This window comes from Nocardia sp. NPDC050412 (assembly GCF_044458825.1).
In the GTDB taxonomy this organism is placed as follows: domain Bacteria; phylum Actinomycetota; class Actinomycetes; order Mycobacteriales; family Mycobacteriaceae; genus Nocardia.
The window spans coordinates 84,271-107,678 of record NZ_JBITIJ010000005.1; the positions used below are offsets into that span (position 1 = coordinate 84,271).

Annotated in this window: 25 protein-coding genes; 17 read left to right on the forward strand and 8 right to left on the reverse strand. The window is 65.5% G+C overall.

Annotation, left to right across the window (positions count from 1 at the left end):
* Positions 1-48 precede the first annotated feature (48 nt).
* The gene (locus tag ACIBI6_RS14805; RefSeq protein WP_396956566.1) at positions 49-1,371 is read right to left on the reverse strand and encodes a CHAD domain-containing protein; all 1,323 of its coding nucleotides are present in this window, start codon (positions 1,369-1,371) and stop codon (positions 49-51) included.
* Between ACIBI6_RS14805 and ACIBI6_RS14810 the strand changes: the two genes are divergently transcribed.
* The 3 genes from ACIBI6_RS14810 (at position 1,361) to ACIBI6_RS14820 (ending at position 4,976) form a co-directional block, all read left to right on the forward strand.
* Entirely contained in the window at positions 1,361-2,704 is a 1,344-nt protein-coding gene (locus ACIBI6_RS14810; protein ID WP_396956567.1) for a hypothetical protein, read from the forward strand. The genes ACIBI6_RS14805 and ACIBI6_RS14810 overlap by 11 nt on opposite strands.
* 164 nt (positions 2,705-2,868) lie before the next feature.
* Complete coding sequence (locus ACIBI6_RS14815; RefSeq protein ID WP_396956568.1) at positions 2,869-4,500, forward strand: MDR family MFS transporter; 1,632 nt, start codon at positions 2,869-2,871, stop codon at positions 4,498-4,500.
* Positions 4,501-4,544: 44 nt separating this feature from the next.
* A complete protein-coding gene (locus tag ACIBI6_RS14820) occupies positions 4,545-4,976 on the forward strand; it encodes a MarR family transcriptional regulator (RefSeq protein WP_364345809.1) in 432 nt (143 codons plus the stop codon).
* Here the strand turns inward: ACIBI6_RS14820 and ACIBI6_RS14825 are convergent.
* From ACIBI6_RS14825 to ACIBI6_RS14855, 7 genes are all read right to left on the reverse strand, one after another.
* Positions 4,954-5,862, reverse strand: a complete 909-nt coding sequence (locus tag ACIBI6_RS14825) for a bile acid:sodium symporter family protein (protein WP_396956570.1) — start codon at positions 5,860-5,862, stop codon at positions 4,954-4,956. The two genes, ACIBI6_RS14820 and ACIBI6_RS14825, sit on opposite strands and share 23 nt — an antisense overlap.
* A 94-nt stretch (positions 5,863-5,956) precedes the next feature.
* Positions 5,957-7,261, reverse strand: a complete 1,305-nt coding sequence (locus tag ACIBI6_RS14830) for a dihydrolipoamide acetyltransferase family protein (RefSeq protein ID WP_396956571.1) — start codon at positions 7,259-7,261, stop codon at positions 5,957-5,959.
* An 11-nt stretch (positions 7,262-7,272) separates the two neighbouring features.
* Complete coding sequence (locus ACIBI6_RS14835; protein WP_364345815.1) at positions 7,273-8,256, reverse strand: alpha-ketoacid dehydrogenase subunit beta; 984 nt, start codon at positions 8,254-8,256, stop codon at positions 7,273-7,275.
* A gap of 41 nt (positions 8,257-8,297) precedes the next feature.
* Positions 8,298-9,365, reverse strand: coding sequence for a pyruvate dehydrogenase (acetyl-transferring) E1 component subunit alpha (gene pdhA, locus ACIBI6_RS14840; protein WP_396956572.1), 1,068 nt, complete (start codon positions 9,363-9,365; stop codon positions 8,298-8,300).
* A 9-nt stretch (positions 9,366-9,374) separates the two neighbouring features.
* Positions 9,375-10,829 carry a dihydrolipoyl dehydrogenase gene (lpdA, locus tag ACIBI6_RS14845; protein WP_396956574.1) on the reverse strand — a complete coding sequence of 485 codons (1,455 nt, stop codon included), beginning with the start codon at positions 10,827-10,829 and terminating at the stop codon, positions 9,375-9,377.
* Between the two features lie 155 nt (positions 10,830-10,984).
* Positions 10,985-12,184, reverse strand: a complete 1,200-nt coding sequence (locus tag ACIBI6_RS14850; protein ID WP_396956575.1) for a PucR family transcriptional regulator — start codon at positions 12,182-12,184, stop codon at positions 10,985-10,987.
* A gap of 11 nt (positions 12,185-12,195) precedes the next feature.
* Complete coding sequence (locus ACIBI6_RS14855; RefSeq protein WP_396956577.1) at positions 12,196-12,687, reverse strand: MarR family winged helix-turn-helix transcriptional regulator; 492 nt, start codon at positions 12,685-12,687, stop codon at positions 12,196-12,198.
* 87 nt (positions 12,688-12,774) lie between these two features.
* On the opposite strand from ACIBI6_RS14855, the gene ACIBI6_RS14860 reads away from it, so the two are divergent.
* The 14 genes from ACIBI6_RS14860 (at position 12,775) to ACIBI6_RS14925 (ending at position 23,407) form a co-directional block, all read left to right on the forward strand.
* Entirely contained in the window at positions 12,775-13,146 is a 372-nt protein-coding gene (locus tag ACIBI6_RS14860) for a VOC family protein (RefSeq protein WP_364345825.1), read from the forward strand.
* 174 nt (positions 13,147-13,320) lie between these two features.
* Positions 13,321-14,010, forward strand: coding sequence for a hypothetical protein (locus ACIBI6_RS14865; RefSeq protein WP_396956578.1), 690 nt, complete (start codon positions 13,321-13,323; stop codon positions 14,008-14,010).
* Between the two features lie 5 nt (positions 14,011-14,015).
* Complete coding sequence (locus ACIBI6_RS14870) at positions 14,016-15,158, forward strand: SRPBCC family protein (protein WP_396956579.1); 1,143 nt, start codon at positions 14,016-14,018, stop codon at positions 15,156-15,158.
* Entirely contained in the window at positions 15,155-15,565 is a 411-nt protein-coding gene (gene gvpJ / locus ACIBI6_RS14875; RefSeq protein WP_364345831.1) for a gas vesicle protein GvpJ, read from the forward strand. The genes ACIBI6_RS14870 and gvpJ overlap by 4 nt, the downstream gene beginning before the upstream one ends.
* Entirely contained in the window at positions 15,565-16,323 is a 759-nt protein-coding gene (locus ACIBI6_RS14880; RefSeq protein WP_364345833.1) for a GvpL/GvpF family gas vesicle protein, read from the forward strand. Before gvpJ ends, ACIBI6_RS14880 begins: the two co-directional genes overlap by 1 nt.
* Before the next feature lie 3 nt (positions 16,324-16,326).
* Positions 16,327-16,584: a gas vesicle protein GvpG gene (locus ACIBI6_RS14885; protein ID WP_364345835.1), complete on the forward strand. Its 258-nt coding sequence runs from the start codon at positions 16,327-16,329 to the stop codon at positions 16,582-16,584.
* A 14-nt stretch (positions 16,585-16,598) separates the two neighbouring features.
* Positions 16,599-16,925, forward strand: coding sequence for a gas vesicle protein GvpO (gvpO, locus tag ACIBI6_RS14890; protein ID WP_364346089.1), 327 nt, complete (start codon positions 16,599-16,601; stop codon positions 16,923-16,925).
* Positions 16,922-17,317 carry a gas vesicle protein gene (locus ACIBI6_RS14895; protein WP_364345837.1) on the forward strand — a complete coding sequence of 132 codons (396 nt, stop codon included), beginning with the start codon at positions 16,922-16,924 and terminating at the stop codon, positions 17,315-17,317. The genes gvpO and ACIBI6_RS14895 overlap by 4 nt, the downstream gene beginning before the upstream one ends.
* Complete coding sequence (locus ACIBI6_RS14900) at positions 17,310-18,104, forward strand: GvpL/GvpF family gas vesicle protein (RefSeq protein ID WP_364345839.1); 795 nt, start codon at positions 17,310-17,312, stop codon at positions 18,102-18,104. Before ACIBI6_RS14895 ends, ACIBI6_RS14900 begins: the two co-directional genes overlap by 8 nt.
* Positions 18,101-18,337, forward strand: coding sequence for a gas vesicle protein (locus ACIBI6_RS14905; RefSeq protein WP_364345841.1), 237 nt, complete (start codon positions 18,101-18,103; stop codon positions 18,335-18,337). The genes ACIBI6_RS14900 and ACIBI6_RS14905 overlap by 4 nt, the downstream gene beginning before the upstream one ends.
* Positions 18,330-18,620 (forward strand): gas vesicle protein K, encoded by a 291-nt coding sequence (locus tag ACIBI6_RS14910; RefSeq protein WP_364345843.1) that lies wholly within the window; start codon positions 18,330-18,332, stop codon positions 18,618-18,620. The genes ACIBI6_RS14905 and ACIBI6_RS14910 overlap by 8 nt, the downstream gene beginning before the upstream one ends.
* 52 nt (positions 18,621-18,672) lie before the next feature.
* Entirely contained in the window at positions 18,673-19,965 is a 1,293-nt protein-coding gene (locus tag ACIBI6_RS14915; protein ID WP_396956581.1) for an ABC transporter substrate-binding protein, read from the forward strand.
* Positions 19,962-21,782, forward strand: a complete 1,821-nt coding sequence (locus ACIBI6_RS14920; RefSeq protein ID WP_396956582.1) for a hypothetical protein — start codon at positions 19,962-19,964, stop codon at positions 21,780-21,782. The genes ACIBI6_RS14915 and ACIBI6_RS14920 overlap by 4 nt, the downstream gene beginning before the upstream one ends.
* Complete coding sequence (locus tag ACIBI6_RS14925; RefSeq protein WP_364345849.1) at positions 21,779-23,407, forward strand: tetratricopeptide repeat protein; 1,629 nt, start codon at positions 21,779-21,781, stop codon at positions 23,405-23,407. Before ACIBI6_RS14920 ends, ACIBI6_RS14925 begins: the two co-directional genes overlap by 4 nt.
* Position 23,408: the final 1 nt, after the last annotated feature.

The following is a 23,408-nucleotide window of genomic DNA, read 5'->3' on the forward strand; positions in this document are numbered from 1 at the left end:
CTGCAACGACTTTCAATCCGCCGAAAGTGATTCATCACTGAATTCAGGTCACGAATATCTGTTCGCGGCGATTGTGGCGGCCTTGCGACGGGCATCGTCGGCGGCGTGCATTTCGTTTGCGTACAGCAGGCCGAAGGTGAAGCCGTTCTCGCCCGCTGTTGTGCCTGCGGTCGTCGCGGTGCGCCACAGGAATTGTGAAGATACGATGCCGTCGTTGTAGTCGCCGAGCACGCGTTGAATCGTCTTGTAGTACTTGATGTTCGGCTTCGCTTGCTTGCGTTTTCCCGCGGGCTCGAGCAGTTCGGCGGCATAGCGGGCTCGTTTGGCGGCTTTGCGGGCTCGGTGCAATGACGCGTGCCGTTGGTTGTGCAGGCCGGCCGTGAGCCGGTGATCGGCTTTGCGCGCGGCTTTGTGTGTCTGTTTCACGAGTTCACGTCGGCGAACTCGTCGGTCGAACGGTGGCTGCGATTGCCAGGCATGCAGGGTCGCGAGCAACTTCAAGTAGCGCGTCGAGTCCATGGCCGCGGTGAGTGCGTCGCGGCTGGGCACCTGTCGGGCCAGGATCGTGCTGTCGATGCGCGCGGCGATCGGGCCGAGAACGAGTTCGGGCGGCAGTTTGTTCACCTGGTCGGCCAGACGGCGATGTTGGACGTGGCAGTCGCGCACATCGCCGAGTAACCCCGCATACCATTTCAATTCGTCCTCGATGGCACCGATGGCGGAACGGTCCAGCAACTTTCCGAAAACGCGGAGGGTGCTGCGCAGGCGCCGCGTCGCGACGCGGGTGTCGTGGATCGGATCCTGGCCGCGGCGCAAAGCGACGTCGCCAGCGAAGATCATATCGATCTGCGCGGTCATGTAGTTATAGATGGCGCGCTCCGCGGCAGTGTCGGTGTCCGGGCCGGACCGCGCGGGTAGCACGCGAGACAGCTTGGAGGGAAACTCCGACCTGCGTGCGCCCGCCTTGGCGAGGCTGTCCGCCAGCGCCGCGGGTACCGCGTCGGTCCGCGGGCCGAGTTCGACCTCGATCTCGTGCCAGGCGACGGAACCGCTGTCTGCCGGTGTCGTATCGACGATGTCATCGTCGACTTCGACTATCAATTCACCGTCCGGCCCGAGTACGCGGTGGCGATTACGCAGCGTGTGAATTGTGGTAACCGCGTGCAGTTGCTTGCCCAGCGCCGCGCCGGTGACCACCTCGATCAACTCGGGCGGCAGTTCCTCCGAGAGCGGAGCATGCAATTCGGTGCGACCCTTCGGATGGGGAACTTTCAACTGCCAACCGGATTCGTCGGTGCCTTCGCGCCGCCGCAAGGTGAGATTGTGAGCGAGCAGGTCTCGCTCGGGGGTGTCGAAATAGGTGCTGGTCAATTCGACCGATGTTTTTTCGACACGACTGTCGGAGGCCAGGTTGTCCAATGGCGGAAGTGTAAAGACCCCGTCGACCTCCCATTTGCTTTCGCGTTCCACTACTTTCTCCATACACTGGGCGTTCCCGGCCCACCGCACCCGAAACAGCTGGCTTCACCCCGCGATCGATCTCGTCGCGGAGTTGGCCGGTCGCCAGCAAGTGACGTCGCGGCATGGTCATTTCGACCAGGCCGGCTTGCCCCACACCTGGGTGAGCGAATCGTCGACATGGAGGATCCGCACCTCGGCCGAGCGCGCTCGACGCAGCGCCGCCTCGCTCGTCGCGACTCCGGGCGAAGAACCGATCGCGATCCAGTGCGGTGGCCAGTGGATGTCGGTATTCCGCGTGTCGGTGTGCCGGTGGGGGCATACTTGCCAGGCAAAGCTGCATCGAGGAGAGACAAGACCCGAAGGGGCCCGTTGTGACCAGTGCGATCGTCGCTCGTTGTTGCCGAAATCGCCCAACTCGCTACACAACCGGCCTAGCGCGACGAGTGCCTGCGGCGTCGGCGCAGCGAGCTCTGTCGCCGATAGGACTACCCGCGTAGCGGCGAACCGATTCTGCCGCAACAACTCGTCGAACAATCCCGACCCGCGCGGCGGTGTCGCGTTGAAAAGTTCACGCGCACAGCTTTTCTCTAACCTGGATTGCCCGGGACAGCGATCGGGTTCGTTACATCGACCGGAAGCAACGAGCCTCGTCGTTCGACTCTTGCTATTGCCTGGCCGCACGCTCGATTTCGGCGGCGACGAATTTCCGCCACTCGCAAGCTTTCTCACTTTGGAGGAACAGATGAATCCATGGACTGAGCGACTCTGCGTCAACAGGGTCGCTGTTGTGTCCGCCTCGGTCCTCATCGCAGTGGCGGCGGTCGCATCCTTCACGTTCGGACACCATCTGGCACGGTTGGCCGGAACGCCGTCCATCATCGCGTGGCTCTGGCCGATTGTGGTGGGCCTCACGGTCTTTCAGATCGCATACTGCTACGTGATGGTTGGAACATTGCCGTACCCGACCGGAATCATCCGACTGTACTTCGGGGTTTTGCTGCTGAGCGGTGTCGCCGCCAGCGTCGTCGGAAACGCGTTCAACATAACGAATCCCGGTGAGCTCTCGCTGGCCACGAAAGCGATCGTGGGTGCGGTTCCGCCGCTGTGCCTGCTGCTGGTGGTCCTCAACACCTCGATCTTCTTCAGCGCAACCAAACCGTGGCTGCCCAGTGCGGCCGATTTCTCTCGACGTGCCGCAGCTGAAACGCCCGTCGTCGACGCAGCCGGACGGCTTCTGTCGTAGCTCGAAACCTCGGGACGGCCCCGACGAGAGGCTCCGACTAGTTGCCTTGGGCAACTAATCTGATATGGTAGCCCCAAGCAACTATCGACGGGTCCGCGGCAACATCCACTCAGCGGGTAATTCGGTGCCGCGTGCACTAGCGCCGCGAGAGAGTGAGGCCTGCCGTGTCGCAGCAGCCATTACAGGACGCCGGCCAGCAGAGCGCCGCACCGAACCTGAACAAGCACCCCGAGCTCAGCGCCCCGATGACCCACCGTCAGATCATGGAAACGCTGACCGGACTGTTGACTGGCATGTTCGTCGCAATCCTGTCCTCGACCATCGTGGCGAACGCGCTGCCCACGATCATCTCGGATCTGCATGCGGGCCAGACCGCCTACAGCTGGGTGATCACCGCGACCCTGCTCGCCATGACGGTGACCACTCCCATCTGGGGAAAGCTATCGGATCTGGTCGACAAGAAACTACTGGTGCAGATCAGCCTGGTCATCTTCGTCGTCGGCTCGATTATCGCGGGCCTGGCGGCCAACACGGGACAGCTGATCGCGGCGCGGACGATTCAGGGTGTCGGCGCGGGCGGCATGACGGCGCTGACCCAGACCATCATGGCGGTCATGGTCTCGCCCCGTGAGCGCGGTCGCTACGGCGGATACATGAGCGGTCTGTTCGCCGTCGGAACGGTCGTTGGACCGCTGGTGGGCGGTGCCATCGTGGATACTTCCTGGCTGGGCTGGCGGTGGTGCTTCTTCATCGGCGTCCCGATCGCGGCGGTCGCACTGGTCGTGCTCCAGAAGACGATGAACCTGCCGATGGTCAAGCGGCAGACGAGGGTGGACTGGCTCGGTGCGTCTTTCGTGGCCGCCGCCACCTCGCTGCTACTGATCTGGGTTTCGTTCGCGGGTGACAAGTACGCTTGGCTGTCCTGGCAGACCGGCGTGATGCTCGGTGGCACCGTGGTATTGGTCGCGCTGTTGCTGCTGACGGAGTCGAAGACCAGTGAGCCGATCATCCCGCTATACCTGTTCGGCAATCGCACCATCGTGCTTGCCGTCATCGGATCCCTGGTCGCCGGTGTAGCCATGTACTCCGGCACCACCTTCCTCAGCCAGTACTTTCAGCTCGCCCGGGATGCGTCACCGACTGCGGCCGGCTTGCTCACTCTGCCGATGATCTTCGGGCTGGCGATCGTGTCGATCGTGTCGGGGCGGTTGATTTCCCGGACCGGTCGCTGGAAGATCGTCCTCGTCATCGGCAGTGTGCTCATAGTCGTCGGTGTCACCACGTTGGGGACTGTCCGCGCCGACACACCCTACGGACTGCTGGCCATGTACATGTTCTGCGTCGGTGCCGGGGTCGGCATGATCATGCAGAACTTGGTAGTCGCCGTACAGAACCAAGTGCGCATCCACGAGATCGGCGCGGCCAGCGCGACTGTCGCATTCATGCGATCTCTCGGCGGAGCGATCGGTGTTGCCGCACTGGGGGCGGTCATGGCGAACAGCATCACCCGCTACACAGAATCGGGGTTGGCTCGGCTGGGGATCTCCGGCAGCGGCGCACATTCGAGTAGCAGACTGCCCAGCTTGCCCGCGCTGTCGGCTCCGGTCCGCTCCGTAGTGGAAGACGGCTACGGACACGGCGTCGCCGATGCCTTCCTCTACACCGCGCCCCTGGCGGTGCTCGCGCTGATCGCTGTCCTGTTCATCCGGGAGGTCCCGCTGCGCACCACAATTGCCCCCGACCCCGTAGTCGAAGCAGCCGGGTCCGCGTCCGAGAGTAGAGTCGGCCACTGCTGAGTAACCCGTATGCTTCACGCGGCGCTGTGGAGGTGGGTAAGACGGTGAACGAAACGATCGACGAGATCGAGGAACAGCTCATTGTGGCGCTGCGGCGCAGCCGTAGGACCTCGTTCGAGTCCGCCGAACGCGTCCATCCTGGTCTCGAACCCGCCGCCTACGCTTTCCTGATGCGGCTCGATGCGATCGGCCCCAGCCGTCCCAGCGACTTGGCCAGCTATTTCCGCATCGGGAAAGCCACTACCGGCCGCCAACTTTCGGCACTCGAGGAACTCGGACTCATCGATCGGCAACCCGACCCGGACGACGGTCGCGCCCAGCTGCTCGCACTGACCACGCTCGGCAAACAGCGGCTCGACGCCACCCGCGCGGCTCGCCGTCGAGCGCTGCACGAACGACTGTCGAGCTGGCCCGAATCCGACCTGGCAACACTCGCCGAACTCCTACACCGCCTCAATGCCGAATTCGGCGATTGAGTCCCGCACCCTCTTCAGTCCGAGCCACGGTGTGTCGTCGGGTGATGAGCCAACCGACAGCGCCCGCGACCGGCAGCATAATTCCACCGTAAACCCCTGCGGGCACGCTTATTTCGGTGCTGTCGAGAACGCTGATGGCGATAGTGATGGCGATGGCGCTGTTGTGGATGCCGATCTCCATCGAGCATGCTATCGCCTGCCGGATATCGACGCCGAGCCAACGGGGGACGAAGTAGCCCACCGACAAGCTGAGCAGGCAGAAAACAAAGGTGACCGCGCCGACATCGAGGAGATATCCCGGCAGGTCGGCGGCACCGCTGATCACGCTCGCGGCTATGACTAGTACCAGGGTCAGCGCCGACCCGATGCGCACCGGCCGGTCCATCCGGTCGGCGAAATCGGCGGACAGCCGCCGCACCAGCATGCCGATGATGACCGGGATCAGGATCATCGCGAATACCTGGACCACCTTGCCGAACTGCAGACCGAGTCCGCTCGCACCGGCTTCGGGTTCGAAGTAGTCGATCGCGAAGTTCGTTATCAGAGGTGCTGTTCCGACCGCGATGACCGAATTGACAGCCGTGAGCGATACGTTGAGTGCGACATCGCCGCCGAACAGGTGACTGAGCAGGTTGGCCGTAGTGCCGCCGGGCGATGACGCGAGCAGCAGCATGCCGACTGCGAGGGTCGGCGGCAGATCGAAGAGCAGGACCAGACCGAACGCGATTACCGGCAGCACGAGCAGTTGACATACCAGCGCGGTGGCGACCGTCCTGGGTTGGCGCGCGGTACGGGTGAAATCGTCGACGCTGAGCGAAAGACCCAGTCCGAACATGATCACGGCCAAAGCCAGTGGCAGAGCCAGTGATACGAGCGGTGAGTTCACTGGTGTTCCTTCGTCGCGTTGGAGTGGACGCGGAAAACGGTAGCCGGTTGGGGCGGTGAGGTGGCCCGGTCCTTCCGTTCAGCGAGAAGGCCGGTCAGGTGATGATGCGCAGGGGGTGTTCCAGGACTTCGGTCAGCTGCTGGAGGAACCGTGCGGCGGTGGCGCCGTCGATCGCACGGTGGTCGGCGGAGAGGGTGACGCGCAGGATGCTGCGGGTCACGACCTGGGAGTTGTCGAGGCTCAGTTCGTCCTTGGCCGCGCCGACGGCGAGGATGGCGGATTCGGGTGGGTTGATGACGGCGGTGAATTGTTCGATGCCGAACATGCCGAGGTTGGAGATGGTGAAGGTGCCGCCGCTCATCTCGTCGGCGCGGAGTTTGCGGTCGCGGGCGCGTTCGGCTTTGTCGCGGGTCTCGGTGGCGATTTCGGAGACACTTTTGCGGTCGGCGTCGCGGATGACCGGAACCAGGAGCCCGGCGGGGGCGGCGACGGCGATGCCGAGGTGAATTCCGCGGTGCCGCAGCAGTTTGTCGTCGGCGATGGAGACGTTGACGGCGGGGTCGGTGCGCAGTGTGGTGGCGACCGCCTTGACGAGTAGGTCGTTGACGCTGACCTTGGTTTTGCCTGCTTGTTCGAGGGTGCGGTTGATCTCCGCGCGGAAGGCCAGCAGGTCGGTGACGTCGATTGCGCTGGTCAGGTAGATGTGCGGGGCCTGCTGTTTGCTTTCGGTGAGCCGTTTGGCCGAAACCTGCTGGATGGTGCTGAGCGGGATCTCGTCGTAGTCGCCTGCGGGAGGAGCCGCGGCGGTTGCGGATGCCGCGGGCTGGACTGCTGACGGTAGGTCAGGCGTGGATGCGATGGTGCGGTGGGCGGATTCGACATCGTTGCGGGTGATCCGTCCGCCCGGCCCGGTGCCGGTTACGGTGGCGAGGTCGACGTCGAGTTCGCGGGCGATCTTGCGGGCCAGCGGTGAGGACTTCTTGTGCGCTCCGACCCCTCTTGTCGTCGAAACGGCGGGCGCAGTTCCGCCCGCTTCGATCGGATTATCTTGCCTACCAGTGCGTTCCGATTGCGCTGGCAAACTGGCCGCACGGTCCTTTGCCGTATCACTCGATGCCGCACCGCTTTCGGCGGCAGAGTTCGATCCGCCCGCCGCTGACCCGGTTCCGTCGCCGATCAGCGCGATAGTGTTGCCGATCGGGACCCGTGAGCCCGGCTCGAAGAGAATCTGTTCGAGGATGCCGTCCTCGTAGGCCTCGAGTTCCATCAGTGCTTTGTCGGTTTCGATTTCGGCGAGAATATCGCCGCGGCTGATCTTGTCGCCGACCTGCTTGAGCCAGGCGACGACGACGCCTTCCTCCATGGTGTCGGACAGGCGGGGCATGATGATGTCGGGCATGTGATGTCCTCTCAGCGGCGTCGGCCGACGGCCGCGAGTGTCTCCGCGGCGGCGGTGTACAGGGATTCGGCGGACGGCAGCGCGATCTGCTCGAGGGTTTTGGCGTAGGGCAGTGGCACTTCCGCTGCGGCGACTCGCCGAACGGGGGCGTCGAGGTAGTCGAAGGCGCCGTCGGAGATGGAGGCGGCGATTTCCGCGCCGATGCCGTAGGTGAGCCAGTCGTCTTCGGCCACCACGGCGCAGCCGGTCTTGCGTACCGAGTTGACAATGGTGTCGCGATCCAAGGGGCGCAGACTGCGCAGGTCGATGACCTCGGCCGAGATCCCTTCGGCAGCAAGGCGTTCGGCGACCTGGGTGGCGATCGTCGCCATTCGCGAGTAGCCGATGAGTGTGATGTCGGTGCCCGCACGTGTGATCGCTGCCTTGCCAATTCGGGCGGGCGGAAGATCCTCGGGCACTTCGCCTTTGGTGTTGTAGAGGGCGAGGTTTTCCAGGAACAGCACCGGGTCGTCGTCCTCGATCGCGGCGCGCAGCAGCGCACGAGCGTCGGCCGGAGTGCTCGGCGCGACGACCTTCAGGCCGGGCACGAACGCGTAATACAGCTCGATGTTTTGCGAGTGCGTCGCGCCCAATTGCTGGCCGCCACCACCTGGCGTGCGGATCACCAGCGGGACGCTGGTCTGTCCGCCGAACATGCCGTAGATCTTGGCCGCGTGATTGACGATCTGGTCCAAGGCCAGCAGCGAGAAGTTGATCGTCATGAGTTCCACGACGGGGCGCAGGCCGAGCATGGCCGCACCGATGGCCGCGCCGACGAATCCCTCTTCCGCGATCGGGGTATCGCGGACCCGCTTGTCGCCGAATTCGGCGAGCAGTCCGGCGGTGATCTTGTAGGAGCCCTCGAAGACGCCGATCTCTTCCCCGATGAGTAGGACGTCGTCATCGCGACGCATCTCCTCGCGCAGGGTTTCGCGCAGCGCTTCGCGATAGGTCATGACAGGCACGGTGGTGTCCTCAGCGGTCGCGGGAAGTGTTTTCAGAACAGCGGATCGGCGGGTAGCCGTCGAGATTCACCGGCCACCGGGGTGGCGTAGGTGTAGTCGAACAGGCTCGTCGGCTCGGGGTGCGGGCTGGTGTCGGCGAATGCCACGGCCGCGTCGACCCCTTCGCCCACTTCGGCTTCGATAGCGGCAACGGTGTCGTCGTCGAGGAAGCCGGCGGCGATCAGCTCCCGCTGTAGCCGCGCGATCGGATCGGATTCGCGCGCGATCGAAACCGCTTCGGCACTACGGTATTTCGCGGGATCGACCACCGAATGCCCCTTGAGTCGGTGGCTGACGGCTTCCAACAGGGCCGGCTTTCCCTCCCGGCGAGCGGCTTCCACCAGTTCAATGGCGATATCCCGCACCGCGAGTACATCGGTCCCGTCGACTCGTTCGCCCCGCATCCGGTATGCGCTGGCCCGCTTGTAGAGGTCGGGTTCGGCGGAGGACTGTTCGACGGTGGTGCCCATGCCGGTCTGGTTGTTGATCACCACGAACACCACGGGCAGATGCCACAGCGCCGCGATATTCAGCGACTCGTGGAATGCCCCGATATTCGTTGTGCCGTCGCCCATTTGGCAGACCACCACATCGTCGCCCCCGCGATAGTCGATGGCCAGTGCGGCGCCGACGGCCAGCGGCAACTGACCGCCCACGATGCCGTAACCGCCGAGCAGTCGGGTCGCGGTGTCGAACATATGCATCGAGCCGCCCCAGCCCTTGGAGGTGCCGGTGGATCGGCCGTACAGCTCGGCCATCACCCGGCCGGGTTCGATGCCTTTGGCGATCGCGTAGCCGTGTTCGCGGTAGTTGGTGAACAGGTAATCGGTCGGGCGCATCGCCGCGGCGAGTCCGACGACGGTTGCTTCCTCGCCGAGGTTGAGATGGCAGTAGCCGCCGATCTTGGCCTGGGTGTAGCCCTGCGCGGTGCGCTCTTCGAAGCGGCGCACGAACAGCATGTCGCGGAAGTAGCTGCGCAGGGTGTCGGGATCGGTGCCGGCGAATGCCTTGCGGGCTGCGGCCTTCGACGTGAATTTCCGGGGTGCGGTGGTCGTGGTCACGGTGGCTCCTCAGCGTTTGCGTGGCGCGATGTGTACGGGCAGTCCGAGTCCGGCCAGCGCCGCCTCCATGCCGATCTCGCCGAGGGTTGGGTGGGCGTGGATGGTGTCGGCCAGCTCGTCGAGCGTCGCCTCGAGCGAAATCGCCAGTGCGCCTTCGGTGATCAGGTCGCTGGCCGAGGGGCCGATGATGTGCACTCCGAGAACCTCTTGATGCTGTTGCCCGGCGACAATTTTCACGAACCCCTCGGTCTCGCCGAAGGTTTTGGCTCGGCCCAGGGCCGCGAACGGGAAGCGCGCGGTGATCACCTCGTGCCCGGCGGCGCGGGCGGCCGCTTCGGTGAGTCCGACGCTGGCGATCTCCGGATGGGTGAAGGTGGCCGCGGGGATCACCGTGTAATCGATATGCGCCTGACGTCCGGCGATCACGTCGGCGGCGGTGAGGCCTTGGTGGGAGGCCACGTGGGCGAGCAGCGCCCGACCGGTGACGTCGCCGATGGCGTACACATGCGCGGTACCGGTACGCAGCTGCTCGTCGACGGTGATGAATCCGCGGTCGTCGGTGGCGATTGCGGCGATGTCCAAGCCCAGGTCGGCGGTGTTGGGTCGCCGACCGACACCGACCAGTACCACGTCGGCATCGAGCTCGCGCGCCCGCTGGCCGTCGACGGACACTCGCAGTGTCCGATTCGACTCTTGTGCAATGGATTTCACTGTCGAACCGGTGAGCACCGCAATGCCGCGCTTGCCGAAGGAGCGACCCAGCGCGGTCCCGATATCGGCGTCTTCCGCGGGAACGAGCCGGTCCTGCATTTCGACGATCGTGACCTCGGCGCCGAAGGTGGCGAACAGGCTGGCCCATTCTGCGCCGACCGCGCTGCCGCCGATGATCACGAGCCGCTTCGGCACCTCGGTCAACCCGAACGCGCCATCGGAAGTGATCACGCCCGGCAGATCAGCGCCCGGAATCGGCAGCCGAGCGGGCACCGAGCCGGTCGCGATGATCACATCACGCGCACTGACCTGTCGGATCGGCGTGGTCGGAGCGGCGGCGTAGCGCGGGCCTTCCGGGCCGATGGGGGAGGGACCCACCTGGTGCACCTCGACGGTGGTGGGATCGATGAAGCGCGCATGGCCCTCGATGACCGTCACGCCGTTGGCCGCGAGCAATCCCGCGACACCGTCGGTGAGTTCCTTGACGATGCCGTCCTTGCGCTGGCGCACGGCCGGGAAGTCGAAGCGCACATTGTCGGCGTAGACACCGAAATCCGCTGCGGCGCTGACAGTCTGGAAAACCTCCGCGGATCGCAACATGGCCTTGGTCGGAATGCAGCCCCAATTCAGGCAGACCCCGCCCGGCCGTTCCTTCTCCACCAGGGCGACTGTCAAGCCGTGCTGGGCCGCGCGGATGGCGGCCACATAGCCGCCGGGGCCGCCGCCGACTACCAGAAGATCGAAGTCCGGCACTCGTGGTGCTCCTCGTCTCGAACGATTTCGACTCGACACGGGTATGGCGCGAGTCATCATCGACGAGTCTCGTCACCACCCTGCGCACAAACAATCACTCCGAAGCCCAGGAAATCGGTCTGGAAAATGGGCGCTGCGCCCAATTCCGCGGGTGCCTATCGGTAGTGTGGCTCGCCGAGTTGGAGTGCCGCGAGCGCGAGTGACAGCTCCAGGTAGGAGCGTTGCCCCTCGAGCGGACGATCGAGCAGGGTCGAGATACGTTGCAGCCGGTTGATCACGGTATTGCGGTGGCAATGCAGGCGCGGCGCGGCATTGGCCGCCGAGCAGTTCTCCGCCAGCCACACCGCGAGGGTCTGCAGCAGTGAGTCGCGCTCTTTGACCGGCAGCGCCAGCACCGGACCGAGGGTGCGGGTGACCAGCAGCTCGGTCAGGTCGGGCGAGCGGACCAGCAGCGCTTCCGGATAACGCTCGTCGAGAGCGACCAATCCCGTTGCCTCCCTGGGCATTGTCTGCATCGCTATGAGAGCGAGCGCATGCGCGGTATCGACATCCGCGAGTCCCGCGACAGCCGGCGAGACACCGGCCAGTCCGCGTATCTGGGGACGAAGATGAGCCAGCACGGTCGCGCTGTCGTGACGGGCTAGTGAAACGAGCCCGATCGTGGCATCCACCCGGTCATGCCATACCGACCGAATCCCCAACGCGCCCAACGCGGCTTCGGTGCCCGTGCGCAGCGGCCGCCCCTCGCCGCCGCGGACCGCGACCACCAGATACGCACCCTGGACGGGCAGGTTCAGCTCGCGCGCCACCCGTGCGGCGAAGGTCGCATCATGGGCGCGACCGGCGAGCAGATCCTCGATCAGGGCATGCCTGCGGCGCTCGTCGCGGCGCACTTGTTCGAGCTCGGCATTGCGATAGGAGGTGACCAACGACGAGGACAACCCATCGATCACCGTCCACATCGCGGTGCCGGCCTCGCGGACTTCCCGGGCGTCGATCGCATCGGCCTTGTCCAGCAAGGCCTCCCACACGATCGCGCCGCCGAGCCGGAATGTGCGCAACATCGCCTCCAACGGCACCGCTTGCGCTGCGCGATGCCTACCGATCGCCGCGGCCACATCATCGTGTTCGGGATCGGTAGCCGCCCCACCGAGCAGATCCAAAATCCGGGTCAGATATTGTCGACAGCCTTCTCGTAACTCCTTGCGCGGCACCGAGGTGTAATCCGTCCACTCCGGGTTATCGGTGAAAATCGCCGCCAGCAACCGCCGGGTCAGCACTGGAATCTCCGCACGGCAGGCCGCGGCCAACTTCCGCGTACCCGCCGTCGCGACCGGATGCTGGGGTGTAGCCATACCGGTCGACGCTACTCAGCGCCGTTGCGGGTGGTCTCGTCGGCGAGGCGTTGCAGGTAGGCGGCGAATTGGTGGCGGTCGCGGTCGGGCCAGGACGCGGTCAGTCGGTCGAAGCATCGGCGTTGCCAGTCGCGGGATGCGGTGAGCAGGTCTCGACCGTTGTCGGTGAGTTCCAGGACCACTCGTCGCCGGTCGTGGGCGGAGTCGACGCGGGTGAGGTAGCCCGCCGCGACGGCGTCGCGGACCATGCGGCTGGCGCCGGAGTGGTCCAGGCCGAGTTGATCGGCGACTGTCGAGACGGTGGCTTCGTCGGAAGTCCGCAGCCCGGCCGTGACGGCTTCGACGACCTGGATGTGCTGGACCTGGCGCATGTCCTCGTCCTGGGCTGCCGCGGTATCTGTGCGCGCCTGGTTGACCCAGCGCCGTGACCAGAAGCGGACCAGCCGGAACAGCGCCGGCCCACCTTCGGCGGTCTCATGATTTCGCGCAGCACTGACATTCACCCTCGACATTGTATGCGATGCACACGTATATTTATGTGCGTATCGCATACAAATTGGCTCGGGTCGGGTCGAACACAGGAGGTCGCAATGCCAATCGTTCTCAACCACACAATCGTGCCCGCGACCGACAAGCAGACCTCGGCCACGTTCTTCGCCGAATTGATGGGTCGGTCGGTGTCGGCTCCGAACGGACCGTTCGTGCCGGTAACCGTCAACGACGATCTGACTCTCGACTTCGACGACCGTGGCAGTGTCGAACCAGGGCACTACGCGTTCCTCGTCGATGACGAAACCTTCGACGCAGTGCTGCACCGATTGTCGAATTGGCCTGCTGTCGATTACGGTTCCGGTCCCGAGAACGGCTGGGACCGGGATATCAACCACCTCGCCGGAGGGCGCGGGGTATATGTTCGCGACCCCGATGGCCACAGCTACGAACTGTTCACGGCCGTCCCCTGAACCGCGAAGTCCGACCGCTCTTCGCGGGCCGCACCCATGGACCTATCCGGTAACCAGGAATACGCTGAAGTTGCCGAATGTTTTGCGTCCGATCTATCCCACTCTGGGCGTCGTATGTCGGACGTCCCGGCTTCGCTGATGCGTTCGGATGTCGAGGCGAGCAAGGAGTGAGCCGTGCAAGGTGGAGCAAGAATTGCGATAGGGGTGGGCGTCGGGTACCTGCTGGGGCGCACGCGCAAGATGCGGTTCGCGTTGGCGCTGGCGGGTGCGGCGATGTCGAGGGGGTCGACGGGAATGACTGGGGAATTGCTCGAGCGGGGGACATCGTTGCTCAAATCGTCGCAGGAGCTGACCCAGATCACCGATACCGTCAAGGGTGAGTTGCTGGGCGCTGTGCGCTCCGCCGCGGTCACCGCGGCCAGCAACCGCATCGACGCGCTCAACGACCGGTTGCAGCAGCGTGCGATACCCGACTCGCAGGAGGATCGAGGCGAGTCGCAGGAGCCGGATTCAGACGAGGAAGAACGGCCCGAGGACGAATTGGCCGAGGACGAACGGCCCGAGGACGAACGGCCCGAGGGCGAATCGGCTGAGGAAGAACCCGCCGAGGACGAAGACGACGAGGACGCCTACGACGAGGACGATTCCGGCCGAACCCGAGACGAGTACGACGAGGACTCCGAGCAGACCAGCGCGCGGCCCCGGGCACGACGGACGCGGACCGCCGCCCGTGGGACGGGCTCTCGGACCTCGGACCGTGCGCCCCGCTCCGCCGAGCGTAAGGCGCCCTCGGCCCGCCGACGCCGTAGTCGCGTCGATACCGACGAATCCGACGAAGCGCCCGTGCGACGCACGAGGAGATGAGGCCGATGGCGGCCAGAACACTGCGTGATGCGACAACCGGAGTCGGCAAGAAGGCCGCCGACTCCACGGGGCGGGCTACTAAAGCCGCCACCCGTGCGGGATCGACCATCCAGCGGAAAACCCAAAAAGCCGTCCCGACCAGCGCCTTGCAGCAATCGGTGCAGAATCTCACCGCAACCCTGGCTGAACGCGCGGTCTCCGGGCTCTCGGGCACGGTATCGAAGACCGCCGACCGGCTTAATCAATACGCGGAAGACGGTGGGGGAAATCTGCTTTCGGCGATAACGGGAGTGGAAAAACTCAGCCAAGGCGCCTCGCCGCTGCGAGCGACGATGAGTGCGGGCATGGAGAAGGTGAAGCACTCCGTTCGCGACAACTTCGAATCGGTCAAGGAGTCCATGACCGGCGGCAAAGGCAATGGGGGTGGCAAGGAGCGCAAAGCGACCAATATCGTCGAGCAGCTCGATCTCGGCGTCCCGATCGACCTTGCCTACGACCAGTGGACCCAGTTCGCGGACTTTCCGAAGTTCACCAAGAAGGTCGAGCAGGTCGAGCAGGTCGCCGACGAGAAACTCACCTGGACCGGCAAGGTGTTCTGGTCCAGGCGGACTTGGAAATCCACGATCCTCGAGCAGGTGCCCTTCGAGCGAATTGTCTGGCGTTCCTCAGGCGCCAAGGGCTACATCGACGGGGCGGTGAGCTTCCACGAGATCACGCCGGATCTCACCCGCATCATCGTGGTGCTCGAGTACCGACCCCACGGCGTCTTCGAGAAGACAGCCAACCTGTGGCGCGCGGCCGGTCGCCGATGCCGCCTGGAACTGAAGCAATTCGAGCGGCACGTAATGACCGAGGCTGTGCTGCATCCCGACGACGTCATGGGCTGGCACGGCGAGATCCACGACAGCAAGGTCGTCAAGGACGACGAGACCGCGCGGCGCGAGCAAGAGGACGAGAGCGCCGAGGCCGAAACCGCGGACAACGAAGATCGAGACGAAAAGGAACGGAAAGACGAGTCCGACGAGTACGACGAGGACGAGCAAGACGAGGACGAGCAGACCGCGCCCGCGCCGCCCCGTCGTCGATCGGGCTCGCAGCGCCGCACCACGGCAGCTCGCCGGTCGAGCGAGAGGAGAGCACGAACATGACGATCGAACCCGCAGGCGGTGGCGGTGGTGGAGCCGGCACGATGGCGCGCCCGAATTCCTCCAGCCTTGCCGACGTTGTGGACACGATTCTGGACAAAGGGCTGGTCATCGACGCGTTCGCGCGTGTTTCGTTGGTCGGCATCGAACTGGTGACCGTCGACGCCCGCGTCGTCGTTGCCAGCGTCGACACGTATCTGCGCTTTGCCGAGGCCGTCAACCGACTCGAAATTTCCACCAGTGAACCCAAGGGCTTGACCGATATCGTCGGCGACGTTACCGAGGGCGCGAGCAAGCACAAGACCAAGGGTGCGCTCGAAGCGGCGGGCGAGAAGGTCAAGGGCTTCCTCGACGACGTCGAGGACAAGCGCCAAACAGCACCCCGGTCTTCGCGGCGCAGGGAGGAATAATGGCTACCGACCACGCCCTATACGTCTACGGAATCGTCCCCGCGGATGTGGAGCCGCAGCCGCATGCCAGTGGTGTCGGCGATCCCCCCGGCGATGTCGCAGTGGTGCGACACGGCGAGATCGCCGCCCTGGTCAGTGACGTCGCCACCGATCGCCGGCTCGGCGATCCCGATGACCTCGCCGCGCACGCCAAGTTACTGGACGAGTCGGCGGCCGTCGTTCCGGTGCTGCCGCTGCGCTTCGGCGCGGTGATGACCGATGCGGAGGCGGTGGAGAACGAGCTGCTCGGGGAACACGAGGACGAGTTCCGTGCCGCGCTGGCGGAACTGGAGGGTCGTGCGCAGTTCGTGATCAAGGGACGCTACGTCGAGAATGCCGTGCTGCGTGAACTCATCGACGAGAACGCCGAAGTCGCCCGGCTACGCGAGGAGATCCACGACAAACCCGAAGACGCCACCCGCGATGCCCGGATTGCACTGGGCGAAATGATCAATCAGGCGATCGAAGCCAAACGCGCCGAGGACACCCGCAGGGTGATTTCCGAACTCGAGGAATTCGACCCGCTCGTCAACCAGCGCCAGCCCACCCACGAGGAGGACGCCGTGCACGTCGCGGTTCTGGTCGACACGAGTCGGCAAGGCGATCTGGAGGATGTGTTGCGCCGGCTCGCCAGGGACTGGGACGACCGGGTCGAACTGACCCTGCTCGGACCGATGGCAGCCTACGATTTCGTGACCAAGCAGGCACCCGAGAGCTGAACCATGGGTCTGGTCTCAGCGATCTTGTCGTTGCCGCTCGCACCGGTGCGCGGCGTGATCTGGCTGGGCGAACTGATCCAGGACCAGGTAGAGCAGCAGCTACAAAGTCCCGCGGCAGTGCGGCGCGAACTCGAGGAGATCGATGAGGCCGCCGCGGCCGGTCGCCTGTCCGAAGAAGAGCGGAAACAAGCGCAGCAAGCCGTCCTCGATCGCACACTCCCGTCCTCGGACGACGCGACGGCGACCAAACGGAAGGAGTGATTCGCGTGGCACGCATGACCACTCCGGAAAACCCCGAGGATGTCGACGCGGCGCCGGACGAACCGCCCCCCATCACCGCGGCGCAGGCCTCGGCCGCGGCGATCGAGATCCTCGTGGAACTGACCTCGAAGCATGTGGAGGGAGTCACCTCCATGGAGCCGATCGAGGACGGATGGCTGGTCGAGATGGAGGTCCTCGAGGATCGCCGTATCCCGTCATCGGGGGACATGTTGGCGCTCTACGAGCTCGAGCTCGATTTGGACGGAAATCTGCTGGCCTACCGCAGAACCAGACGCTACACGCGCGGCAGCACCGATATCGGCCGAAGAGATCGACGATGACGGTGGTCCCAGGAGGCGAATCGTCCGCACCGCAGCCGTTCGGAGGCGGACATCAGTCGACGAATCTCGCCGACATCCTCGAACGGGTGCTCGACAAGGGCTTGGTGATCGCTGGCGACATTCAGGTGAATCTGCTCGACATCGAACTGCTCACGATCAAGCTGCGACTGGTCATCGCGTCGTTGGAGACGGCCAAGGCGGTGGGCATCGACTGGTGGGAGACCGATCCCTGGCTCAACAGCAAGGCCCGCACACTCGAGCGGCAGGATCACGACCTCGAACTGGAGAACCGGGAACTGCGTGACCGGATCGCCGAACTAGAAGCCGCACGCGAGGTCCCGCAATCTATCGAACGCCGCCGTGAACCCAAGGAATCGAGGCGGCGTGACTGACGAGGTCGGCGTCTGGCTGTACGCGGTGACGCGCGCAACGGACGCCGCGGCGGGAGCCGGCTCGACCACGGGCGTGGCGGGCGAGGTGGTACGCACGGTGGTGTCGGATGCGCTGGCGGCGTTCGTCGGATCGGTGCCGCTCGCGGTATTCGGGGACCAACCACTACGGCAGAACTTCGAGGATCTGGACTGGCTGGCGGCGACGGCTCGGGCACACGACGCCGTCGTGTCGACCTTGGTGCGCCGCGGCCCGACCGTTCCGCTGCGTCTGGCCACTGTCTTTCTCGACGACGAGCGGGTGCGCGAGCTGCTCGATGCGCGGCGTGCGGACTTCATCGCGGCGCTGACCTTGGTGACCGGACGCACCGAGTGGGGCGTGAAAGCCTATACCGACCGCGCAGCCCTCACCGCCGCCGTGGCCGATGCCGAGGCCGCGAGCACAGGGACCGAAAAGGGCAGGGGCACAGCCTATCTGGCCCGTCGCCGCGCGGAACTGTCCGCACAGGCAACTGTGGAGCGCGACGCGGCAGAGCAGGCCGGGGAGATCCATGCGCGCTTGGTTCGACACTCCGTGGCGGGACATCGCCAAGCGGCGACGGATCCGGTGCTGAGCGGACGCCGCGACTGGATGGTGCTCAACGGCACCTATCTGGTCGATGACGACGACGGCGGTGACTTCGCCGCGACCGTCGACGAACTCGGCAAGGAATTTCCCGGCATCCGGCTCGAAATCACCGGTCCGTGGCCGCCCTATTCGTTCGCCGGTGTGGACCAGGAGCCGATATGAGACCGACCGACCAGAGCGTCGACGGCGAGCGCCGGGTCGCACTCGTCGACCTGTTGGACCGAGTGCTGGCCGGCGGGGTAATCATCTCCGGCGATATCAGACTGGCCATCGCGGACGTCGACCTGGTCGCGATCTCGCTGCGAGCCCTCATCTCATCCATCAGTAGCTTGTCTGTCTCCTCGGTCGAGTCCGCGACGGCACACCCTGAACTGGAACCGCCCCGAGATGACTGAAATAGGCGGCATTCCACCGCGTATCGATACCAACCCCGAATCCGTCGAGCGCGGTCTGGTCACGCTCGTGCTCACACTGGTGGAGCTGCTGCGGCAGCTGATGGAACGGCAGGCTCTGCGGCGCGTGGACGACGGCGATCTGACCGAGACCCAGATCGAACGCATCGGCACCACCCTTATGCTGCTCGAACAACGCATGGACGAGCTGCGCGACCATTTCGGCCTCACCCCAGAAGATCTCAACATCGACCTGGGTCCCTTGGGAAAGCTCCTTCCCGACTAGGGGGGTGATGCAATAATCCTCGGCGACACCGTTTCCGCTCTGTTGGGGGAGCATGGGGACCAGAAGAGCTTTGCTGCAAGCGGGTTGGGTGCTGCCGCTGGCCGCGTGTGCGCCGCAGCTGTTGTGGGGCGACTCGGCGTCGATTCGGATCGGGGTCTCGTGGAGTGGCGCGGAGCTGGCGGCCTTCCGGAAGGTGTTGGCGCCGATGCCGTTCGCGCGATCGGTGGATGTGATTCCGATGGGCGACGAGGTCGGTACTGCGTTCAGTGCGGGCGGGAAGTCGGCGCCGGATATCGTGCTGCTGCCGCAGGCCGGTCAGGTTCGCGCGCTTGTCGACGACGGTAAGCTTCGGCCGGTCCCCGATGCGCTGTGGACCGACGACCAAGGGGCGCGGTATCCCGAGTTGTGGCGACAGCTGTTGTACCACAACGGAAAACCGTATGGAGTGCCGTTCAAGGCCGCCGATAAGTCGATGGTCTGGTACGACCGGCAGACCGTCGACAAGTATCACCTCGGCGACCCCGCCGATTGGACGATCGCGGACTGGGTCGACCGGATCGAGGTGCTCGCGGGCACGCCGATGCGGTTGCTCGCGCTCGCCGCCGCGGACGGCTGGGTACTGACCGATGTCTTCGAGAATGTGCTGCGCGCCGAATCTGCGCGCACCTACGACGATTTGACGACAACTTCGCAGGATCGTGTCTGGGACCGGCCTGCCGTGCGCGAAACGTTCGCGAATCTCGCGCGGCTGTGGGGTCGACCGCACGCCATCGCGGGAGGTGTCGCCGTGGCGTTGACCCGTCAGTTCCCGGACGCGATTCGAGAGGTGTTCGAGCACCGTCGCGCCGCCATGGTGATCGCACCCGATTTCGCCGAACCCGTTGTCCGTGACAGCCTTCGGGTCTCCGGGCGCCGATCCGAGGAGGTGGTCGGTATCGCACCGTTCCCGGTCACCGGCCTCGGTGGTGAACGGCCGCGGATTGTCGGCGGCGATGTCATGGTGGTGACCAGATATGCCGGCTCGCACGCCGACGAGGTGGTGACGGCGCTGGCCGCGCCGGAGGCACCGCTGCCGTGGATTCAGGGCGACGGCGGCTTCATCGCCCCGAATATTCGGACTACCGTGCGCTATTCGGCGTTGCTGGATCCGATCGCGCGTGCGCAGAGCCCGTGGAGCGCATTCGATCTGTCCGATCAGCTGGGAGCGGTGGGCGGCCGTAATGGTTTGTGGCGCATTCTGACCGACTTTCTCGTCGCGATCGGTGACGGTGCCGCCGAGCGGCCGGATGCGGCGATCGATCGCGCGATCGCCGCGTTGGACGGATTCGAGCGGAGCCGCCGATGACGGGTGTCGCCGACTTCCGTGCCAACGGATTGCGCATCGAGCTCGCGACGCGCCGGATGCGCGGCCCACTGATACCGGGTGGGCGGCCGCACCGCTGGCTCGGTTGGGCGGGTCTACTCGCGGTCGGGTTGATCGCGGTGTTGCTGGTGGCGCCCGCGGTGTGGACGGTGGCGATCGCGGTGCCCGCGCGTCCACGAATCGTGTTGTCCTGCATGCTCATTGCCTGTGGCGCGGTCGCCTTCACTCTGATCCGCAGGCGAGGATCGTTGAGCAGGGCGCGCCTGTCGGTGCTCGCGGCTTGCGCCGTGCTCACCGCGCTGGGACTCTGGCTGCTCGCCGACGCCCTGGCCGGCGACGGACGATGGGCGTACCTGCTGACCATGCTGTGGGTCGTCTTCGGTCTGGTCCTACTGCTCGTCGCCGTCGGCATCGCCTGGCTGTCACGGGATTCGCGCAGATTGTGGGCACCGCTGATCGTGCCGTTCGGTATCTCGGCGTTCGTCTCCGGTGTCGCCTTCCGGATAATCTTCCAACATCTCGCCGCCTGGTTCGGCATCGAAAGCGTTGGCGGGTACCGGATCTGGTTCGCGCTGATGCTCGGTTCGGCGTTTCTGTGGACCTGGCTCGGCTTTCTGACCGGGTTGTTGCGCGCCGATATCCGGGCCATCGAGGCAGACCCGGTGCGGTCGGGCTATCTGCACGGGCAGGGTAAGCGTTTCCCGCTGCTGCGACTGCTGGAGTTGGTGCGCCCGATCCTGCTGATTCTCGGATTGGTCGTCGGGGTGGCGGCGGCCAGGGTGTTCGATGTGGTGCTGATCGGCGTACCCGGTTCGATGCAGTATCAGCTCGACAGTGCGACGGTGCAGTGGTGGCGGCTGGCCACCGACGGCGATCCCAGCGCGGGCGTCGCCGCGGCATACGCGCTGCCGTTGGCGGTCCTGGTCGGTTTCGTGGCCTGGCTGCCCCGGACCGGTGTGCGCGGACAGCGCGGCGGCCGGACCCACACGGCGGTTTCGCCGCCGGTGGATGCCAGCCGCCGCATCGGTCCGGTGCGCGCGATCGGGATCGGCGTGGTGTCGCTGTTGGCGTTGGTGCCGATCCTGGTTCTGATTGTCGTTTGTCTGAACGGCCCCAAGGGATTCGGACTCTCCGCTCTCACCGGCATGTGGCGCGACGAATCCTTCCGTGCGGCATGGCAGACGACGTTACTGGTGGCCGGGTTGGCGACTATCGTCGTGGTGGCGGCCGCTCTACCGGTGGCGCATCGCCTGGCCGCCGGGCGCCAGCAGGGTGTGGTCTCGCGGATCGCGGTGGTGTCCCTGGTCGTCCTTTCGGTGCTACCTGCGCAGAGCTACCTCGGTTCCCTCGATGCGTTCATCGACACGTTCAACCTGTCCGGCACCAGGATCCCGTTGATCTTCGTGCACGCCGCCGCCGGATTGCCGATCGCGATCCTGATCCTGCGCGGTGCGATGCTGGCCCCGCCGGACAGTCCGGCCGAGGCGGCGCTGCACGGGCTGGCCAGTCCGGGCACCGTTACGCGGCGGCTGCTGACATCGGCGGGTCCCGCCGTGGTCGCGGTCGCGGTACTGGAATTCATCCAGGTATGGAACGACTTCTTCATCGGGCTGATGATGAACGGCGCGGGTGCCAGCCCCTGGTCGTTGCTGTTGTGGGGCGAGGCACGGCAATTCAACGAGAACGCCGCGGAACTCGCGGCCGGGTCGCTGCTGTCGGCCGTGCTGCCCGTGCTGCTGTTGCTTGCCACTTGGCGGCGCTGGCTGGTACCGGGATTGACCGCCGGGACGCGGTCGTGACGGCGCCACGCGGATACGAAGCGCCGCAGCAGATCACGCCGCGCTCGTCGATCTGGGAGGGGGTTCTCGGCACCGCGGAGGTCGTCGCGTGGGCGCTGGTACTCGAACTCGGTCGCAATATCGTGGTCAACTCACTCGGCGACAACGATGTCGTCAAGGTGATCGGCGGGTTGCTGCGTGGGCTCGCCATCGTCGCCGTGCTCGGTGCGGGCACGTATGTGGCCTACCGACGCATCGACAGGTTTCGCGAAACAGCGCGCACCGAAAGGGAACTCGCCCTGATCGCCGAACTGGTCGAGCCCGGCGAGCCGGTACGTGTCGCCGCCAGAAACCGTCCCGATCCGCCGCGACAGCTTTCCGAACTCGATCACGAGCCCATCCTCGCGGCACTGCGGGACCTGCCGGTTCAGGAATTCGAGACGGCCGCTCTGCTCGCGGTGCTGTCGGCCGTCCTCGAAGCGCCGACGCGGTTGCCTGCGGATTCCGCACCCGACGGGCGCACCGCGACCCTGGTGCTGGCGGACCTCGAAATGCGCGGGATCATCGGCTACCTCCGCGCCGACCGATATTGCCTGCGCGAAGCTCCGCGGCTGCCGCCCACCGCGGAGGTCATTCGCGGACCACACTGGCAGGCGGCGTTGCCCGCACTGCTGCACCACTACGCGGACCGGGCCAACCGCTGGGCCGTCGCCTTGGAAACGGTTCGTTTTGCCAAGGGTGCGCGACGCTGGTTCGAAGCGGAAGAAGAATATCTGCGCGCACTCTTCCCGACTCCGGCAACGCGGTTACCGACGGCGGCGGTACACGAACTCGCCAGAATCGCGGACGCCCTCGACGTCTGGTATGCCCGCAAGGGCCTGCCCGAGAATGCCAACGGCGTAGCGCGAGCGCTGGGTGACCTCACCGATCCCGGCGATTTCCCGCTGCGTGGTGAGCTGACCGCGCTCCGGGCCGGCCGGCTGCGTCGACGTCCGCCGAAATATCGGCCACGTGCCCTATCCAGCAGTCTGTCCGCGCGCTGGTCGCACTACTCCGCGCTGCATCGACTCGACGCCGAGCCGCCGAGTCCGCCGGTGCTGTCCGAGTCGGCCGAACAACTGGAAGCTGCCTGGTGGTTGCTGCCGCGAACCGATCTGGCCGGAGTGGTCTGCACGCTGATCAACCTGGCCGTCGTCCACTTGCATCAAGGTCGACTGGACGCCGCCCAAGACCGCCTGGAATTGGCCGAATCGCTGACCCGCGACGGCCGCGACCCCGACGGCCGTGCCCAGACGCGCGAAACGCTCGGCGTCCTCTGGTGGACCCGCGGTGAACCCCGCCGTGCCCTTCGGCAATGGCAACGCGCACTAACCGCCTACCGCGAGCTCGATGACGATCTCGGTACCGGCCGCTGCCTGCAGCACCTCGGATCGGCGGTGGTTCTCGCCCCTGAACACGGTGGTCTGCTGCTGGGTGACGACCCCCCGCTCACCCGTACCGAAGTACTCCGCCAGGCAGGCGGCTGGCTGGCCGCCGCCCGCCGCCTACACCCCCAGGCCCTACACGCCGAATACTATGCGCGCCAAGCCGGTTCGACCCTGCATACGGTGGATCGCTGGCCGCTGCCCGCCCCGGATCCGCAATAGC